We start from the raw sequence: 13,299 nt of genomic DNA, 5'->3' as shown, positions 1-13,299 counted from the left end.
ACTACCAGCCGCACTGTGTCGAAGCCTATAGGGAATCGGCTTTCCCGGGCGCTAGCCACAGAAGGGATGCACTGGCTGTGTCTGTCGAACGAGCCTATACCTCTGGCGAGCGCCACGGCGTTTCAAGGACAGCTAGCCAAGGGGATTGTGACATGTGCGGCCGGTTTGCGCTCATCGAGGATCCGTTGGTGGTGGAGGAACACTTCGCCGCCTCCGGCGTCGACGCATTCCCGCCGCGCTACAACATCGCGCCAACGCAGCCGATCATGGTGATCGGCCCGGCGCCGACGCGCGAGCAGGGCTCGAACCAACCCCTGCGCCACGCCTACCTCGTCCGCTGGGGTTTTATTCCGTCCTGGGTCAAGGACGTTCGCGAGTTTCCGATGCTCATCAACGCCCGCTCCGAAACGGCGGCCGAAAAGGCGTCGTTCCGGGCGGCAATGCGCCATCGCCGGGTGTTGATCCCGGCTTCGGGATTCTATGAGTGGCGCAAGCTGCCGGGAAAGAAGACCCAGCCCTATTGGATCAGGCCGCGCCATGGCGGCGTGATCGCCTTTGCCGGGCTGGTGGAGACTTACGCCGAGCCGGGCGGATCGGAGATCGATACCGGTGCAATCCTGACCACGGGCGCTTCCGGCGAGATCGCGAAGGTTCACGATCGCGCCCCGGTGGTGGTTCAGCCAGAGGATTATTCGCGCTGGCTCGACTGCATCACGCAGGAGCCACGCGACGTCTCCGACATCATGAAGCCGGTGCAGCCGGACTTCTTCGAGGCGATTCCGGTTTCCGACAAGGTCAACAAGGTCGCCAATGTCGGACCGGACCTGCAGGAGCGTGTGCCGGAAGTCGCCCCAGCGTCGGAACCGAAGCCGAAGCGCGACGACCAGCTCAGCCTGTTCTAGGCCTCAGGCCGCAATTCGGCGCCTGGCCTTGCCGATCTTGTCGATCCCTGCTTCCTGCTTTTCCTCCCGGTGCGAGCAGGCAAGGGCAGCGAGGATCGCGGCCGGGCCGATGTCGCCGTAGTGCTGGGTGAGCTCCGCGTAGCGGGCGCGTTGTGCGCGTTCTTGTTCCGCTTCCAAAGGGGTTTGCTTTTCCATGTCGTGCCGCTCCGTCACTTGCGCCGTAGGGCGGGCGCGTTGTCGATGCGGAAAGCCTCGTTTTCAATTCGGGCGGCAGCGTGGATTTCCGTAGGCGCAGCCGGGGCATCACCTGGCAATTTTGCGAACATGTTTAATCAAGTCTTATCGATATGCGCCCGTGAAAATGACGCGCGGGGAAGGCCCGGTCACTTGACGTCAACTGCGAGCAGCGCGATAAGCGGGCACATGAAAACGCCTTTCGCCATTACCGGCATTTGCATTATCGACTAGCGCTCTCGCTGGTCCGGCCGTTTTCGCTCTCCCGACAGAAACGAGAAAACGCCCCGGCCAGCAGGCCAGGGGGATTGTATGTCAGAACCGCAGCTTCGGCTCTACAACACGCTGACGCGCACCAAGGAAGTGTTTGAGCCGATCGATCGGCGGAACGTGCGCATGTATGTGTGCGGGCCGACGGTTTATGACTACGCCCACATCGGCAATGCCCGTCCGGTGATCGTGTTCGACGTGCTCAACCGTCTGCTGTGCCATGTCTATGGCGAGGAGCATGTAACCTACGTTCGCAACATCACGGACGTGGACGACAAGATCAACGCCCGCGCCGCGCGCGACTATCCGGACCTTCCGCTCAACGAGGCGATCCGCAAGGTCACTGAGGCGACCAACGCGCAATTCCAGTCCGACGTGAAGGCGTTGGGCTGTCGTGAACCGGATTCGCAGCCGCGCGCCACCGAGCACATCGAGGCGATGAAGGCGATGATCGAGACGCTGGTTGTGAAGGGCGTCGCCTACGTCGCCGAAGGCCATGTGCTGTTCTCGCCGTCCGCGATGAACGCGCGATCCGGCCCGCGCTATGGCGCCCTGTCTCGCCGCCCGCTCGACGAAATGCTCGCCGGCGCGCGCGTGGACGTCGCCTCTTACAAGCGCGACGAGATGGATTTCGTCCTCTGGAAGCCGTCCAAGGAAGGCGAGCCGGGCTGGCCGTCGCCCGCCGGCATTGCGACGCTTGGCCGTCCGGGCTGGCACATCGAATGTTCGGCCATGTCGATGGCCAAGCTTCTCGAGCCGTTCGGTGGCGGCCTGCGCTGCGACGACCCGATGAAGAACGTCTTCGACATTCATGGCGGCGGCATCGACCTCGTCTTCCCGCACCATGAGAACGAGATCGCGCAGTCCTGTTCCGCCTTTGGTTCCGACCGCATGGCCAACGTGTGGATGCACAACGGCTTTCTGCAGGTCGAAGGCCGCAAGATGTCGAAGTCGGAAGGCAACTTCGTCACCATCCACGAGCTGCTCGAAACGGAAAAATTCGGTGGCCGCAAGTGGCCCGGCGAAGTCCTGCGCCTTGCCATGCTCACGACCCACTATCGCGAGCCGATCGACTTCTCCGTTCGCAAGCTGGAGGAGGCCGAAAGCCTCATCACCAAGTGGCGCCGCCGCGCCGAGGGCGGCAGTCTTGAGCCGGTCGGTGAGGAGTTCGTCGCGGCACTCGCCGACGACCTCGACATGGCCGAATACCTGCGCCTGCTGAACTCGGACCTGCCCCCGTCGCAACTCTTTTCTGCCGCAGCCCTCATTGGAATCGACCTCTCGCCACTCAAGACCGACATCGATGTCGCGTCCTTCGTCGAGAAGCGTCTGGCGGCGATCCGCGAGAAGAACTGGGCGGAGGCAGACCGCATCCGCGACGAACTGCTTGCACAGGGGGTTCAGCTCAAGGACGGCAAGGATCCGGTGACGGGGGAACGCGTTACAACCTGGGAGGTGAAGCGATGATCGATCACACCGGCATCCCGGTCGCGGACTGGGAAAAGTCGAAGGCCTTTTACGATGCGGCGCTGGCGCCGCTCGGTATTTCGATGCTTTACATCGTGCCGGAGCAGTACACCGGTGGCCAGAAGGTTGGCGGCTACGGCCGCACCAAGCCCGAATTCTGGCTGCACCACAGTTCTGAAGTGGGACCGGGCAGGCACTACGCCTTCAGCGCGAATAGCCGCGCTGAGGTCGATGCCTTCTATGCCTCGGCAATCGCTGCAGGAGGGCGCGACAATGGCGCTCCCGGACCGCGCCCGCACTACCACGAGCACTACTATGGGGCCTTCGTGATCGATCCTGACGGCAACAACGTCGAGGCAGTCTGTCACCACCCGGAAGTTTCGCAAGAGAGTCGCTAGAGAAACGGTTAGGCTGTCGACTGGATACTGGCACTCGTTTCAGGGAGTTGAAGCGATGACTTTGGACAACAAGCCGATTTACACCGGCGGGTGCCAGTGCGGTGCCGTGCGGTTTCGCGTCGAGGGTGCGCTGGCTGGCGCTTCCGTGTGCCACTGTCGCATGTGCCAGAAGGCGTTCGGCAATTTCTATGCTCCGCTGGTGACTGTTCGGCAGGAGAGCCTCACCTGGACCCGCGGTGAACCGAAACGGTTTCGTTCGTCCAATCATGTCCAGCGCGGCTTCTGCGGCGAGTGCGGCACTCCGCTGACCTATGAGGCGCCGGACGGAATCGCGCTCGCGATCGGCGCCTTTGATGCCCCGGAAACCATCGCGCCGACGGTGCAGTTCGGCGTCGAGATGAAGCTCCCTTACGTGGACAGCATTCACAAGCTGCCGCGGCGCCTGACGGAGGAAGACGTCGAGGCATCCACGTTCCTGGCTTCGATCGTCAGCTACCAGCATCCAGATCACGACACAGACACTTGGCCTCGGGAGGAGAAGTCATGAATGACACCGTCAGAACGGGTGGCTGCCAGTGCGGGGCGGTGCGTTACCGCATCCACGGGCAGCTCGGCAGGCCCTCGATCTGCCACTGCCGCATGTGCCAGAAGCAGTTCGGCTCGTTCTTCTCGGCCTTCGTGACGGCGCCGAAGGACGGCGTCGAATGGATCCGCGAAGAGCCGACCTACTACCAGTCGTCCGTGAACATCTCGCGCGGCTTCTGCCGCCGCTGCGGCACGCCGCTCACCTACCGCCATCCGGGACGCCTGGAGATCTCAATCGGTTCGTTCGACGACCGTTCGGACCTGCAGCCGCAGATCCAGGTGAACTACAAGTGGCGGCTGCCATGGGTGGAGCACATCTTCGAGGCGGAGGTTCTTGAGGAAACCACGGCAAATACCCGGCAGGAATCAATAATCTCGTTCCAGCATCCCGACCACGAGACCGAGCACTGGCCAGCCCGGGGGCTTCAGCTTTGAGCGCACTGCGTACGCTTTATCCTGAAATCGAACCGTTCGAGACCGGCTTTCTCGATGTGGGCGACGGGCACAGGATCTACTGGGAGCGCGTCGGCACCAGGGCCGCGAAACCAGCGGTGTTTCTGCACGGCGGTCCGGGCGGCGGTATAGCGCCGACCCATCGCCGCCTGTTCGATCCGGAGCTCTACGACGTGATCCTGTTCGACCAGCGCGGCTGCGGGCGCTCGACTCCGCATGCCGAGCTCGAGGCGAACACGACCTGGCATCTCGTCGCCGACATCGAACGGTTGCGCGAGATGGCGGGCTTCGAGAAGTGGCTGGTGTTCGGCGGTTCGTGGGGCTCGACGCTGGCGCTGACCTATTCCGAAACGCATCCGGATCGCGTCAGCGAACTGGTTGTGCGCGGCGTCTATACGCTGACCAAGCCCGAGCTCGACTGGTACTACCAGTTCGGCGTCTCTGAAATGTTTCCGGACAAGTGGGAGCGTTTCCTGGCGCCCATCCCCGAGGAAGAGCGCGGCGACCTGATGGCGGCGTACCGCAAGCGCCTGACGCATCCCGACCGCAAGGTGCAGCTTGAGGCCGCCCGGGCCTGGAGTCTGTGGGAAGGCGAGACGATCACGCTGTTGCCCAATCCGAACGCCGCCAGCTTCGGTGAGGACGACTATGCGCTCGCCTTCGCGCGCATCGAGAACCACTTCTTCACGCATGGCGCCTGGCTCGACGAAGGCCAGCTTCTGCGCGATGCCCACAAGCTTCGGGGCATTCCGGGCTTGATCGTCCACGGCCGCTACGACATGCCGTGCCCGGCGAAATATGCCTGGCTGCTGTCGAAAGCCTGGCCGGACGCTGAATTTTACCTGATCGAAGGGGCCGGGCACGCCTACAACGAGCCCGGCATCCTCGATCGCCTCATCTATGCTACCGACAAATTTGCAGGCAAAGCATGACACGCAAGCGCATCTATCTCTTCGACACGACCCTTCGGGACGGCCAGCAGACGCCGGGCGTCGATTTTTCGGTCGAGGACAAGATTGTCATCGCGAACATGCTGGATGAGTTCGGCTTCGACTATGTCGAGGGCGGTTATCCGGGCGCCAATCCGACGGACACCGCCTTCTTCGAAAAGAAGCGTACGTCGAAGTCGCGTTTTGTCGCCTTTGGCATGACCAAGCGCGCGGGCATTTCCGCTTCGAACGATCCGGGACTTGCCGCGCTGCTGCAGGCGAACTCTGACTGCATCTGCTTTGTTGCCAAGAGCTGGGATTATCACGTCCGCGTCGCGCTCGGCTGCACCAACGAGGAAAACCTCGAGTCGATCCGTGAGTCGGTGGAGGCCGCCAAGGTTGTCGGCAAGGAGCCGATGGTCGACTGCGAGCACTTCTTCGACGGCTTCAAGGCGAACCCGGAATACGCGATGGCGTGCGCGAAGGCGGCCTACGATGCCGGCGCGCGCTGGGTCGTGCTGTGCGACACCAATGGCGGCACGCTACCGTCCGAGATCCGCGAGATCGTGGGGAAAGTAATCGCCGGCGGTATCCCCGGCGAAAATCTTGGCATCCACGCCCATGACGACACGGGCCAGGCAATCGCCAATTCGCTGGCAGCCGTTGAGGCGGGCGTGCGTCAGATCCAGGGCACGCTCAATGGCATCGGCGAGCGCTGCGGCAATGCCAACCTGATTTCGATCCTGCCGACGCTCGTTCTCAAGCCTCGTTTTGCCGAACGCTTCGAGACCGGCGTTTCTCGCGAGAAGCTCAAGGGCATCTCGCGCCTGTCGCACGCTTTCGACGAGCTTCTCAACCGCGCGCCGGATGCGCAGGCGCCCTATGTTGGCTCGTCAGCCTTTGCGACCAAGGCCGGCATCCACGCCTCCGCGATTCTCAAGGAGCCAGAGACCTACGAGCATGTACCGCCGCAGTCAGTCGGCAACAGCCGTAAGGTCATGGTCTCAGACCAGGGCGGAAAATCGAACTTCATTGCCGAACTCAAGCGCCGCGGCATCAACGTCGCCAAGGACGACCCGCGCCTCGATACGCTCATCGCTCTGGTCAAGGAGCGCGAGGCGCAGGGCTACGCTTATGAGGGCGCCGACGCGAGCTTCGAGCTGCTTGCCCGCCGCACGCTTGGCTCAGTGCCGGATTTCTTCCACGTCACCGGTTTCCGCTGCATGGTCGAGCGCCGCTACGACGCCACCGGCAAGCTGAAGACTGTCTCGGAAGCCATCGTGAAGCTCGTCATCGACGGTGAGCAGAAGATGTCGGTCGCTGAGGGCGATGGCCCGGTCAACGCGCTCGACATTGCGCTGCGCAAGGACCTCGGCAAGTTCCAGGACGAGATCGCCGATCTTTCGCTAACCGACTTCAAGGTGCGCATTCTCAACGGCGGCACCGAGGCCATCACCCGCGTGCTCATTGAGTCGCACGATGCGACCGGCGCGCGCTGGTGGACGGTGGGCGTGTCCGAGAACATCATCGATGCCTCGTTCCAGGCGCTGATGGACTCGATCATCTACAAGCTGGTCAAGAACCGCGAGGACATGAAGGTCGCAGCCGCCTGATCAGGGAACCGTGCAGTCCTTTTGATCGGTTGATCAGAAAATCGCGTTGGTAGCTCTTCACCTGCGGGTGTAGGAGATTGCCCCAAAGGAAACGCATCTGAATGCAGGAACATGTGAAGCTGGCGCCCGCCACCGAAGGGGTGTCGCGTATGCCTGACGCGACGCGCGGCTTCTTCTTCGCGCTTTTCGCTTACCTGATGTGGGGCTTCCTTCCCCTCTACATGAAGGCGATCTCGTACATCCCGCCAGTGGAGATCATCGCTCACCGCATTGTCTGGTCGGTACCGGTGGCTGGCATCGTGCTGCTGATGCTTGGCCGTACGGGCGATATCAAGATCGCATTCCGCCAGCCGCGCACGCTGGCGATGGCCGCGCTCACCGCGGCGATCATCACCATCAACTGGGGCGTTTATGTCTGGGCGATTGCGGCCGATCGCGCCGTCGAAACGGCGCTCGGCTACTACATCAATCCGCTCGTCAGCATGGTGTTCGGCGCGCTGTTCCTGAAGGAGCGCTTCACGCGCCTCCAGATGGTGGCGCTGATGCTGGCGACCTTGGCGGTCGTCGTCCTGACTCTCGACGCCGGTGGTCTGCCGTGGGTGTCGCTGGTGCTCGCCTTCTCGTTCGCGATCTATGGTTTCCTGCGCAAGACGCTGCCGGTGGGCCCCAGCCAGGGCTTCTTCCTCGAGGTGCTGATCCTGTGCCTGCCGTGCCTTGCCTACATCTTCTGGCTAGAGGAGACGGGGCAGGGGCACTTCTTCGACAGCAGCTTCAACTTCCTCATGCTGCTCGCCTCCGGCATCGTCACAGCGGTTCCGCTGATCCTGTTTGCCTTTGGTGCCAAGCTCCTGCGCATCTCGACCATCGGCATCATGCAATACCTCGCGCCGACGATGATCGCGCTGATCGGTGTCTTCCTGTTCGGCGAGCCGTTCGGTACCGGGCGCATGATCGCCTTCGCGCTGATCGTCAGCGCGCTCGTGCTCTATACATGGTCGATGCTGTTCGGCGCGAAGCCCGAGCCTAAAGACGGTCGATGACCTTTGGGTCGCCTTCGCTGGGAGTTCCGGAGGAGGCGGCTTCCGACAGGATCGCCGGAACGATCTTGTCGACGGAGTCCACCACCAGCGGCTGAACCAGATGCGACGTGTGCACGAAGCCCGCGTCGCGCATGTGGTCGAGCAGCGCCAGCATCGGATTCCAGAAGCCTTCGATGTTTGCGAACACGATCGGCTTGCGGTGCCTGCCGAGCTGCGCCCAGGTCATGATCTCGACGATTTCCTCGAGCGTACCGATACCACCGGGCAGCGCCACAAAAGCATCGGATTCGAAGAACATCTTGCGCTTGCGCTCGTGCATGTTCTCGGTGACCACCAGCTGCGATAGCTCCCCGAGGCCTTCTTCCGTCGCTTCCTTGTTCATCAGGAATTGCGGAATGATGCCGAGCACCTGGCCCCGGCCTTCGAGGGTCCCGCGCGCAACCGCGCCCATGATGCCCTTGGTGCCGCCGCCATAGACGAGACGCAGCTTTGACGCGGCGATCGCCCTGCCGAGGGCGTAGCCGGCTTCGACGTACGTTTCACTGCGTCCGGGCGAGGAGCCGCAGTACACGCAAATTGAACGAATCATATTCATGAAGGAGATTGGTGACTACGCTTGGGTGATGGTCAAGGCATCAAGGTGTTTTTGTTGTAGGTACCTGAAAAACAGGCTAGACGCAGGAAAACGCAGGCAAAGGAAAGCTCTATCATGATGCCAGTCTGGCTCAAGGCGCTCCTGTTCGTGGGGGGAGGCGTGGTTGCAGCGACAGGGGCCGCTTATGTGACAGGCGCTCTCGATCCGTGGCTGGGTCGGCAGCCGGCATCAGTGGCGGAAACTTCCGCAAATCAGCCGGCACCGCAACAGCCGGCGAAGACGGAACCGCAGCCCGAGGCGCAGCAGCCTGCAACCGAAACAGCCAAGGAACCTGCCGAGCCGCAGACGACGGAAAAAGAGGCTCGTCTTCCTGCTCCGAATTTCGATGTTCTCCGCGTAGAAGCCGACGGCTCCGTGGTGGTCGCCGGTACTGCTCCCGCCAAGGCAAAGGTCGAGGTGCTGCATGGCGACACGCAGCTTGCCGGTACCGAGGCGAACGAAGGCGGCGAGTTCGTGATCGTCTTCGATAACCCGCTGGCTCCGGGCGACTACGTCCTGTCGCTACGCGCGACGACGCCGGAAGGCGAGGTGATCGAATCTAGCGAGACGGCCGTCGTCTCGATCCCTGAGAAGAAGGACGGCCAGGTCCTCGCCATGGTGCAGGAACCGGGCGCAGCCGCGCAGCTGATGGCCGTTCCCGAAGCAAAGAAGGAATCCGAAGAGCCGGCCGCGCCTGCGCAGGCCGAGGAGAGCGCATCCTCCACGGATGAGCCAGCCGTAGCCGCTTCCGAAGAAGCCTCGCCGGCCTCCGAGGCGCCTGCCGCCGAGCAGCGTACTGTCGCCGCGGCGGAAGATGAGGCTGAGAGCGACGCTTCAGCCGCCGAACCCGATACCGATCAGAGCTCTACCGAACAGGAAGTCGCCGCCGCGTCGCCTGAGCCGCAATCGGCACCCGAGCCGCAGCCAGCGCAGACGGGGCAGGTTGTGGTCGAGGCCGTCGAGATCGAGGGCGACACCATCTTCGTGGCGGGTCATGCCGATCCCGGCTTCACCGTGCGCGTCTATGCCGGCGACATCCTGCTGGGCGACAGCGTTTCCTCGAAGGCCGGCCGTTTCCTGGTCGAAGCCAAGCGCGACCTTCCGGTTGGCAGCTACGTGATCCGCGCTGATCTGCTTGCGCGCGACGGCAGTGTGATTGCCCGCGCAGCGGTGCCGTTCGAGCGCGAGGCTGGAGAGACGCTTTCGGCTGTTGCCATGCAGCAGCCGTCTGACAGCACGGCGCCGTCCGCAGCAGGGCAGGCGGCTGGTTCGACGGATGCTGCAGATCCTAGTGCATCCGGCTCTGACACGCAGGCCGCGGCATTGGACACCCAGTCGGGCGACCTGACCGCTCCGGCTCTGCAGCGTGTAGACGGATCGGTCATCATCCGTCGCGGCGACTCGCTTTGGCGCATCTCGCGCCGCGTCTATGGTCGCGGCGTCCGCTACTCGACCATCTACCTCGCCAACCAGGATCAGATACGCAATCCGAACCTGATCTGGCCCGGACAGGTCTTCACGGTGCCGCAGGTGACCGAGGAAGGCGAGCAGGCCGACCTCGACGCGATCGCCGATCAGGTCGTGAAGCCGCAGTAAGAACAGTGCGAAAGTCGGCGGCGGAGGAAGAAATTTCTCCGCCGCCTTGTTTTTCGCACATTCATCGTCTATCGGCGATAGACGATGAATTGTTCCGCTGCATCTGATATCAGGCCTGCCTGCGATAGTGTTGCGATCGCGGCGAAGCTCGCGGCGCTCTCGCATCCTGCCCGCATCGACATCCTGCAGCACCTTGCCGGCGTTGATGCTTGCTGTTGCAAGGACGTCGTGGAGCGGCTGGACCTTGCGCAATCGACCGTCTCGCAACATCTCAAGGTTCTGGTCGATGCCGGTTTGGTGCGCGTGACGCCCGAGCGGCAGCGCTCCCGTTATGAGGCGGACCGGGCCGCCCTTGCAGAACTTTCCGCCGCGATCAGCGGTTTGCTTTCCTCCTGCTGTGCCGACAAGCCGGCCGCGCGGGACTGACCGATTACAGGACGAATATTTTGGCTTCCAAGACTGTTTCAGCTGATTCCGGCTCGACATTCAGCACGCTGGCAAACCTGTGGCCCTACATGTGGCCGGCGGGACGTCCGGACCTCAAAGTCCGCGTGCTGTGGGCGACGTTTTTCCTCGTCATCTCCAAGCTGATCCTCGTTCTGGTCCCCTACTTCTTCAAGTGGTCGACCGACGCCCTGACGGGCGAGTTCCAGCCCTACCCATGGATCCCGTCGCTGCTCGTTGCGCCGATCATGCTGGTGCTGGCGTACAACTTCGTCCGCATCGTCCAGCTCGGCTTCAACCAGCTGCGTGACGCGCTGTTTGCCCGCGTCGGCCAGAACGCGGTGCGCCAGCTTGGCTACCGGACCTTCGTGCACATGCACAACCTGTCGCTGCGCTTCCACCTCGAGCGCCGCACGGGCGGCCTGTCGCGCATCATCGAGCGTGGCGTGAAGGGCATCGAGACGATCGTCCGCTTCACCATCCTCAATACGGCGCCAACCGTGCTCGAGTTCGCGCTGACGGCGATCATCTTCTGGGTGGTCTACGGCTGGATCTATGTCGCCATTATCGCCGTGACGGTCTGGGTGTACACCTGGTTCACAGTCAAGGCGAGCGACTGGCGCATCTCCATCCGCCGCGAAATGAACGAGAGCGACACAGACGCCAACACCAAGGCTGTCGATTCGCTGCTCAACTACGAGACGGTAAAGTACTTCTCGAACGAGAAGATGGAGGCGGAGCGCTTCGACCGCTCGATGGCGCGCTACGAGGACGCCGCGACCCGCACCTGGACCTCGCTCGGCTGGCTGAACTTCGGCCAGGGCGTGATCTTCGGCGTCGGGATGGCAGCCGTGATGGCGCTGTCGGCCTGGGAAGTCATGCGCGGCACGCACACGATCGGCGACTTCGTCTTCGTCAACGCGATGCTGATGCAGCTGTCCATCCCGCTCAACTTCATTGGCTTCATCTACCGCGAAATCCGCCAGGCGCTGACCGACATCGAACAGATGTTCGACCTGCTCGACGTGAAGCCGGAGGTGAAGGACAAGGAAGACGCAAGGCCCCTGGAAGTCAGGGACGGCACCGTCACCTTCGAGAACGTTCACTTCGCCTACGATCCGGAGCGCCCGATCCTCAAGGGCATTTCCTTCGAGGTTCCCGCCGGCAAGACGGTTGCGATCGTTGGCCCGTCGGGTGCCGGCAAGTCGACCATCTCGCGACTGCTGTTCCGCTTCTACGACATCCAGTCCGGCTCGATCCGCATCGATGGCCAGGACATCCGCGACGTGACGCAGGAGAGCCTGCGCGCGGCGATCGGCATGGTTCCTCAGGACACGGTGCTGTTCAACGACACCATCCTCTACAACATCCGTTATGGCCGCATGTCGGCCACGGAAGAGGAGGTGGCACGCGCAGCCGAGCTCGCGCAGATCAGGGACTTCATCCTGCAGCTCCCGGATGGCTTCAAGACGATGGTCGGCGAGCGCGGCCTGAAGCTTTCCGGCGGCGAGAAGCAGCGCGTGGCGATTGCCCGCACCATTCTCAAGGCGCCGCCGATCCTGATGCTCGACGAGGCGACCTCCGCGCTCGACACCCAGACCGAGCAGGAGATCCAGGCAGCGCTCGACCTCGTCAGCCAGGGCAGGACGACACTCGTTATCGCCCACCGCCTGTCGACGGTAATCAGCGCCGACGAGATCATCGTGCTGAAGGACGGCCAGATCGCCGAGCGCGGCCGCCACGCCGAGCTCCTTGCAAGGCGCGGCCTCTATGCCCAAATGTGGGATCGTCAGCGCGAGGCGACCGAGGCCGAGGAGGCATTGCGGCGCGCACGCGAGGAAGACGAGATGGGAATCCTCGTCCGTCGCCGCACCCCCGAGGTCGAACCGGAACAGGGCTGAGCGCCCGCGCCCTGATGGCACCGCGCTCGCGCGCGGCCCCGGATGCCGGCTTCCGGCGTCCACGGGTCACGTTGCCCTTGGTGCGTCAATCCGTTAAAGGTCCACCTCCAGTCTTGAGAGGGAGAAGTCAGGCCGCATGAGCATCGCCGACACGATCAGGAACACACTGGTGCCGGTGCGCCGCGAAGGATGGCCTTTTATTGCCGCCTTTGCTGCCGTTGCCATCATCCTCGGCTTCTTCTCGACCAGCCTGTTCTGGATCGGGGCGATCCTGACCGCGTGGTGCGCCTACTTCTTCCGCGATCCCGAGCGTGTGACTCCGATCGATGACCGGCTCGTCATCAGCTCGGCCGACGGCATCGTGTCTGCCGTTGGTCCCGCAGTGCCGCCACGCGAGCTCGGCCTCAGCAACAGCAAGATGCTTCGCATCTCCGTGTTCATGAATGTCTTTTCCTGCCACGTGAACCGCTCGCCGGTACGTGGCCGCATTGCGACGATCGAGCACCGCCCCGGAAAGTTCCTCAACGCCGAGCTGGACAAGGCGAGCGTCGAGAACGAGCGCAATGGTCTCGTCATCGACAGCCCCAACGGCCGCATCGGTGTCGTTCAGGTGGCGGGCCTCGTCGCCCGTCGCATCCTGTGCTGGGCGGAGCAGGGCAACGACATTTCGACCGGCGAGCGCTTTGGCCTGATCCGCTTCGGCTCGCGCGTCGATATCTACCTTCCGGAGGGCTTCGCCCCGATGGTTGCGGTCGGCCAGTCCGCAGTCGCCGGTGAGACGATCATCGCCGAATTTGGCGCGCCGCGGACGCCGCTGGTCAGGGTGTCGTGAC

The 13,299-nt window shown here is 63.1% G+C and carries 13 protein-coding genes and 1 pseudogene; 12 read left to right on the top strand and 2 right to left on the bottom strand.

The features are described 5' to 3' along the window. Positions 1-152: 152 nt before the first annotated feature. The gene (locus L610_RS00680; RefSeq protein ID WP_024848572.1) at positions 153-902 is read left to right on the top strand and encodes an SOS response-associated peptidase; all 750 of its coding nucleotides are present in this window, start codon (positions 153-155) and stop codon (positions 900-902) included. Positions 903-905: 3 nt separating this feature from the next. On the opposite strand, the gene L610_RS00675 is transcribed toward L610_RS00680, so the two are convergent. Next, positions 906-1,097 (bottom strand): hypothetical protein, encoded by a 192-nt coding sequence (locus tag L610_RS00675; RefSeq protein WP_144701673.1) that lies wholly within the window; start codon positions 1,095-1,097, stop codon positions 906-908. A 351-nt stretch (positions 1,098-1,448) separates the two neighbouring features. Between L610_RS00675 and cysS the strand changes: the two genes are divergently transcribed. From cysS to rarD, 7 genes are all read left to right on the top strand, one after another. Then, a complete protein-coding gene (gene cysS, locus L610_RS00670; protein WP_024848571.1) occupies positions 1,449-2,873 on the top strand; it encodes a cysteine--tRNA ligase in 1,425 nt (474 codons plus the stop codon). Then, positions 2,870-3,271, top strand: a complete 402-nt coding sequence (locus tag L610_RS00665; protein ID WP_024848570.1) for a VOC family protein — start codon at positions 2,870-2,872, stop codon at positions 3,269-3,271. Before cysS ends, L610_RS00665 begins: the two co-directional genes overlap by 4 nt. A 55-nt stretch (positions 3,272-3,326) precedes the next feature. Continuing rightward, on the top strand, positions 3,327-3,818 hold the full coding sequence (locus L610_RS00660) for a GFA family protein (RefSeq protein ID WP_024848569.1): 492 nt from the start codon (positions 3,327-3,329) through the stop codon (positions 3,816-3,818). Continuing rightward, a complete protein-coding gene (locus L610_RS00655; RefSeq protein ID WP_024848568.1) occupies positions 3,815-4,291 on the top strand; it encodes a GFA family protein in 477 nt (158 codons plus the stop codon). Before L610_RS00660 ends, L610_RS00655 begins: the two co-directional genes overlap by 4 nt. Continuing rightward, positions 4,288-5,241, top strand: coding sequence for a prolyl aminopeptidase (gene pip / locus L610_RS00650; protein ID WP_024848567.1), 954 nt, complete (start codon positions 4,288-4,290; stop codon positions 5,239-5,241). The genes L610_RS00655 and pip overlap by 4 nt, the downstream gene beginning before the upstream one ends. Further along, positions 5,238-6,851, top strand: coding sequence for a citramalate synthase (gene cimA, locus L610_RS00645; RefSeq protein ID WP_144701670.1), 1,614 nt, complete (start codon positions 5,238-5,240; stop codon positions 6,849-6,851). Before pip ends, cimA begins: the two co-directional genes overlap by 4 nt. Positions 6,852-6,952: 101 nt before the next feature. Next, positions 6,953-7,891 (top strand): EamA family transporter RarD, encoded by a 939-nt coding sequence (rarD, locus tag L610_RS00640; RefSeq protein WP_024848565.1) that lies wholly within the window; start codon positions 6,953-6,955, stop codon positions 7,889-7,891. On the opposite strand, the gene L610_RS00635 is transcribed toward rarD, so the two are convergent. Continuing rightward, positions 7,875-8,486: a TIGR00730 family Rossman fold protein gene (locus L610_RS00635; RefSeq protein WP_024848564.1), complete on the bottom strand. Its 612-nt coding sequence runs from the start codon at positions 8,484-8,486 to the stop codon at positions 7,875-7,877. The two genes, rarD and L610_RS00635, sit on opposite strands and share 17 nt — an antisense overlap. Before the next feature lie 114 nt (positions 8,487-8,600). Between L610_RS00635 and L610_RS00630 the strand changes: the two genes are divergently transcribed. The 4 genes and pseudogenes from L610_RS00630 to L610_RS00615 all read left to right on the top strand — a co-directional run. Next, complete coding sequence (locus L610_RS00630; RefSeq protein WP_144701667.1) at positions 8,601-10,121, top strand: LysM peptidoglycan-binding domain-containing protein; 1,521 nt, start codon at positions 8,601-8,603, stop codon at positions 10,119-10,121. A gap of 84 nt (positions 10,122-10,205) precedes the next feature. Beyond that, on the top strand, positions 10,206-10,547 hold the full coding sequence (locus L610_RS00625) for a helix-turn-helix transcriptional regulator (RefSeq protein ID WP_024848562.1): 342 nt from the start codon (positions 10,206-10,208) through the stop codon (positions 10,545-10,547). Between the two features lie 20 nt (positions 10,548-10,567). Further along, positions 10,568-12,466 carry an ABC transporter ATP-binding protein/permease gene (locus L610_RS00620; protein ID WP_024848561.1) on the top strand — a complete coding sequence of 633 codons (1,899 nt, stop codon included), beginning with the start codon at positions 10,568-10,570 and terminating at the stop codon, positions 12,464-12,466. Between the two features lie 133 nt (positions 12,467-12,599). Next, positions 12,600-13,298: pseudogene (locus L610_RS00615) on the top strand (phosphatidylserine decarboxylase); the annotation flags it as partial. Position 13,299: the final 1 nt, after the last annotated feature.

This window comes from Aminobacter sp. J44, assembly GCF_007829415.1.
Lineage (GTDB): Bacteria > Pseudomonadota > Alphaproteobacteria > Rhizobiales > Rhizobiaceae > Aerobium.
Note: the sequence above shows the minus strand (reverse complement) of the source record. Positions and strands in the feature narration are given on the sequence as shown.

Excerpts from the sequence above, each read along its gene's own strand:
- L610_RS00660 (WP_024848569.1), top strand. The coding sequence starts at position 3,327 with ATGACTTTGGACAACAAGCCGATTTACACCGGCGGGTGCCAGTGCGGT.
- cimA (WP_144701670.1), top strand. The coding sequence starts at position 5,238 with ATGACACGCAAGCGCATCTATCTCTTCGACACGACCCTTCGGGACGGC.
- L610_RS00675 (WP_144701673.1), bottom strand. The coding sequence starts at position 1,097 with ATGGAAAAGCAAACCCCTTTGGAAGCGGAACAAGAACGCGCACAACGC.
- L610_RS00655 (WP_024848568.1), top strand. The coding sequence starts at position 3,815 with ATGAATGACACCGTCAGAACGGGTGGCTGCCAGTGCGGGGCGGTGCGT.
- L610_RS00635 (WP_024848564.1), bottom strand. The coding sequence starts at position 8,486 with ATGAATATGATTCGTTCAATTTGCGTGTACTGCGGCTCCTCGCCCGGA.
- L610_RS00625 (WP_024848562.1), top strand. The coding sequence starts at position 10,206 with ATGAATTGTTCCGCTGCATCTGATATCAGGCCTGCCTGCGATAGTGTT.
- L610_RS00665 (WP_024848570.1), top strand. The coding sequence starts at position 2,870 with ATGATCGATCACACCGGCATCCCGGTCGCGGACTGGGAAAAGTCGAAG.
- cysS (WP_024848571.1), top strand. The coding sequence starts at position 1,449 with ATGTCAGAACCGCAGCTTCGGCTCTACAACACGCTGACGCGCACCAAG.
- L610_RS00630 (WP_144701667.1), top strand. The coding sequence starts at position 8,601 with ATGATGCCAGTCTGGCTCAAGGCGCTCCTGTTCGTGGGGGGAGGCGTG.
- rarD (WP_024848565.1), top strand. The coding sequence starts at position 6,953 with ATGCAGGAACATGTGAAGCTGGCGCCCGCCACCGAAGGGGTGTCGCGT.
- L610_RS00680 (WP_024848572.1), top strand. The coding sequence starts at position 153 with ATGTGCGGCCGGTTTGCGCTCATCGAGGATCCGTTGGTGGTGGAGGAA.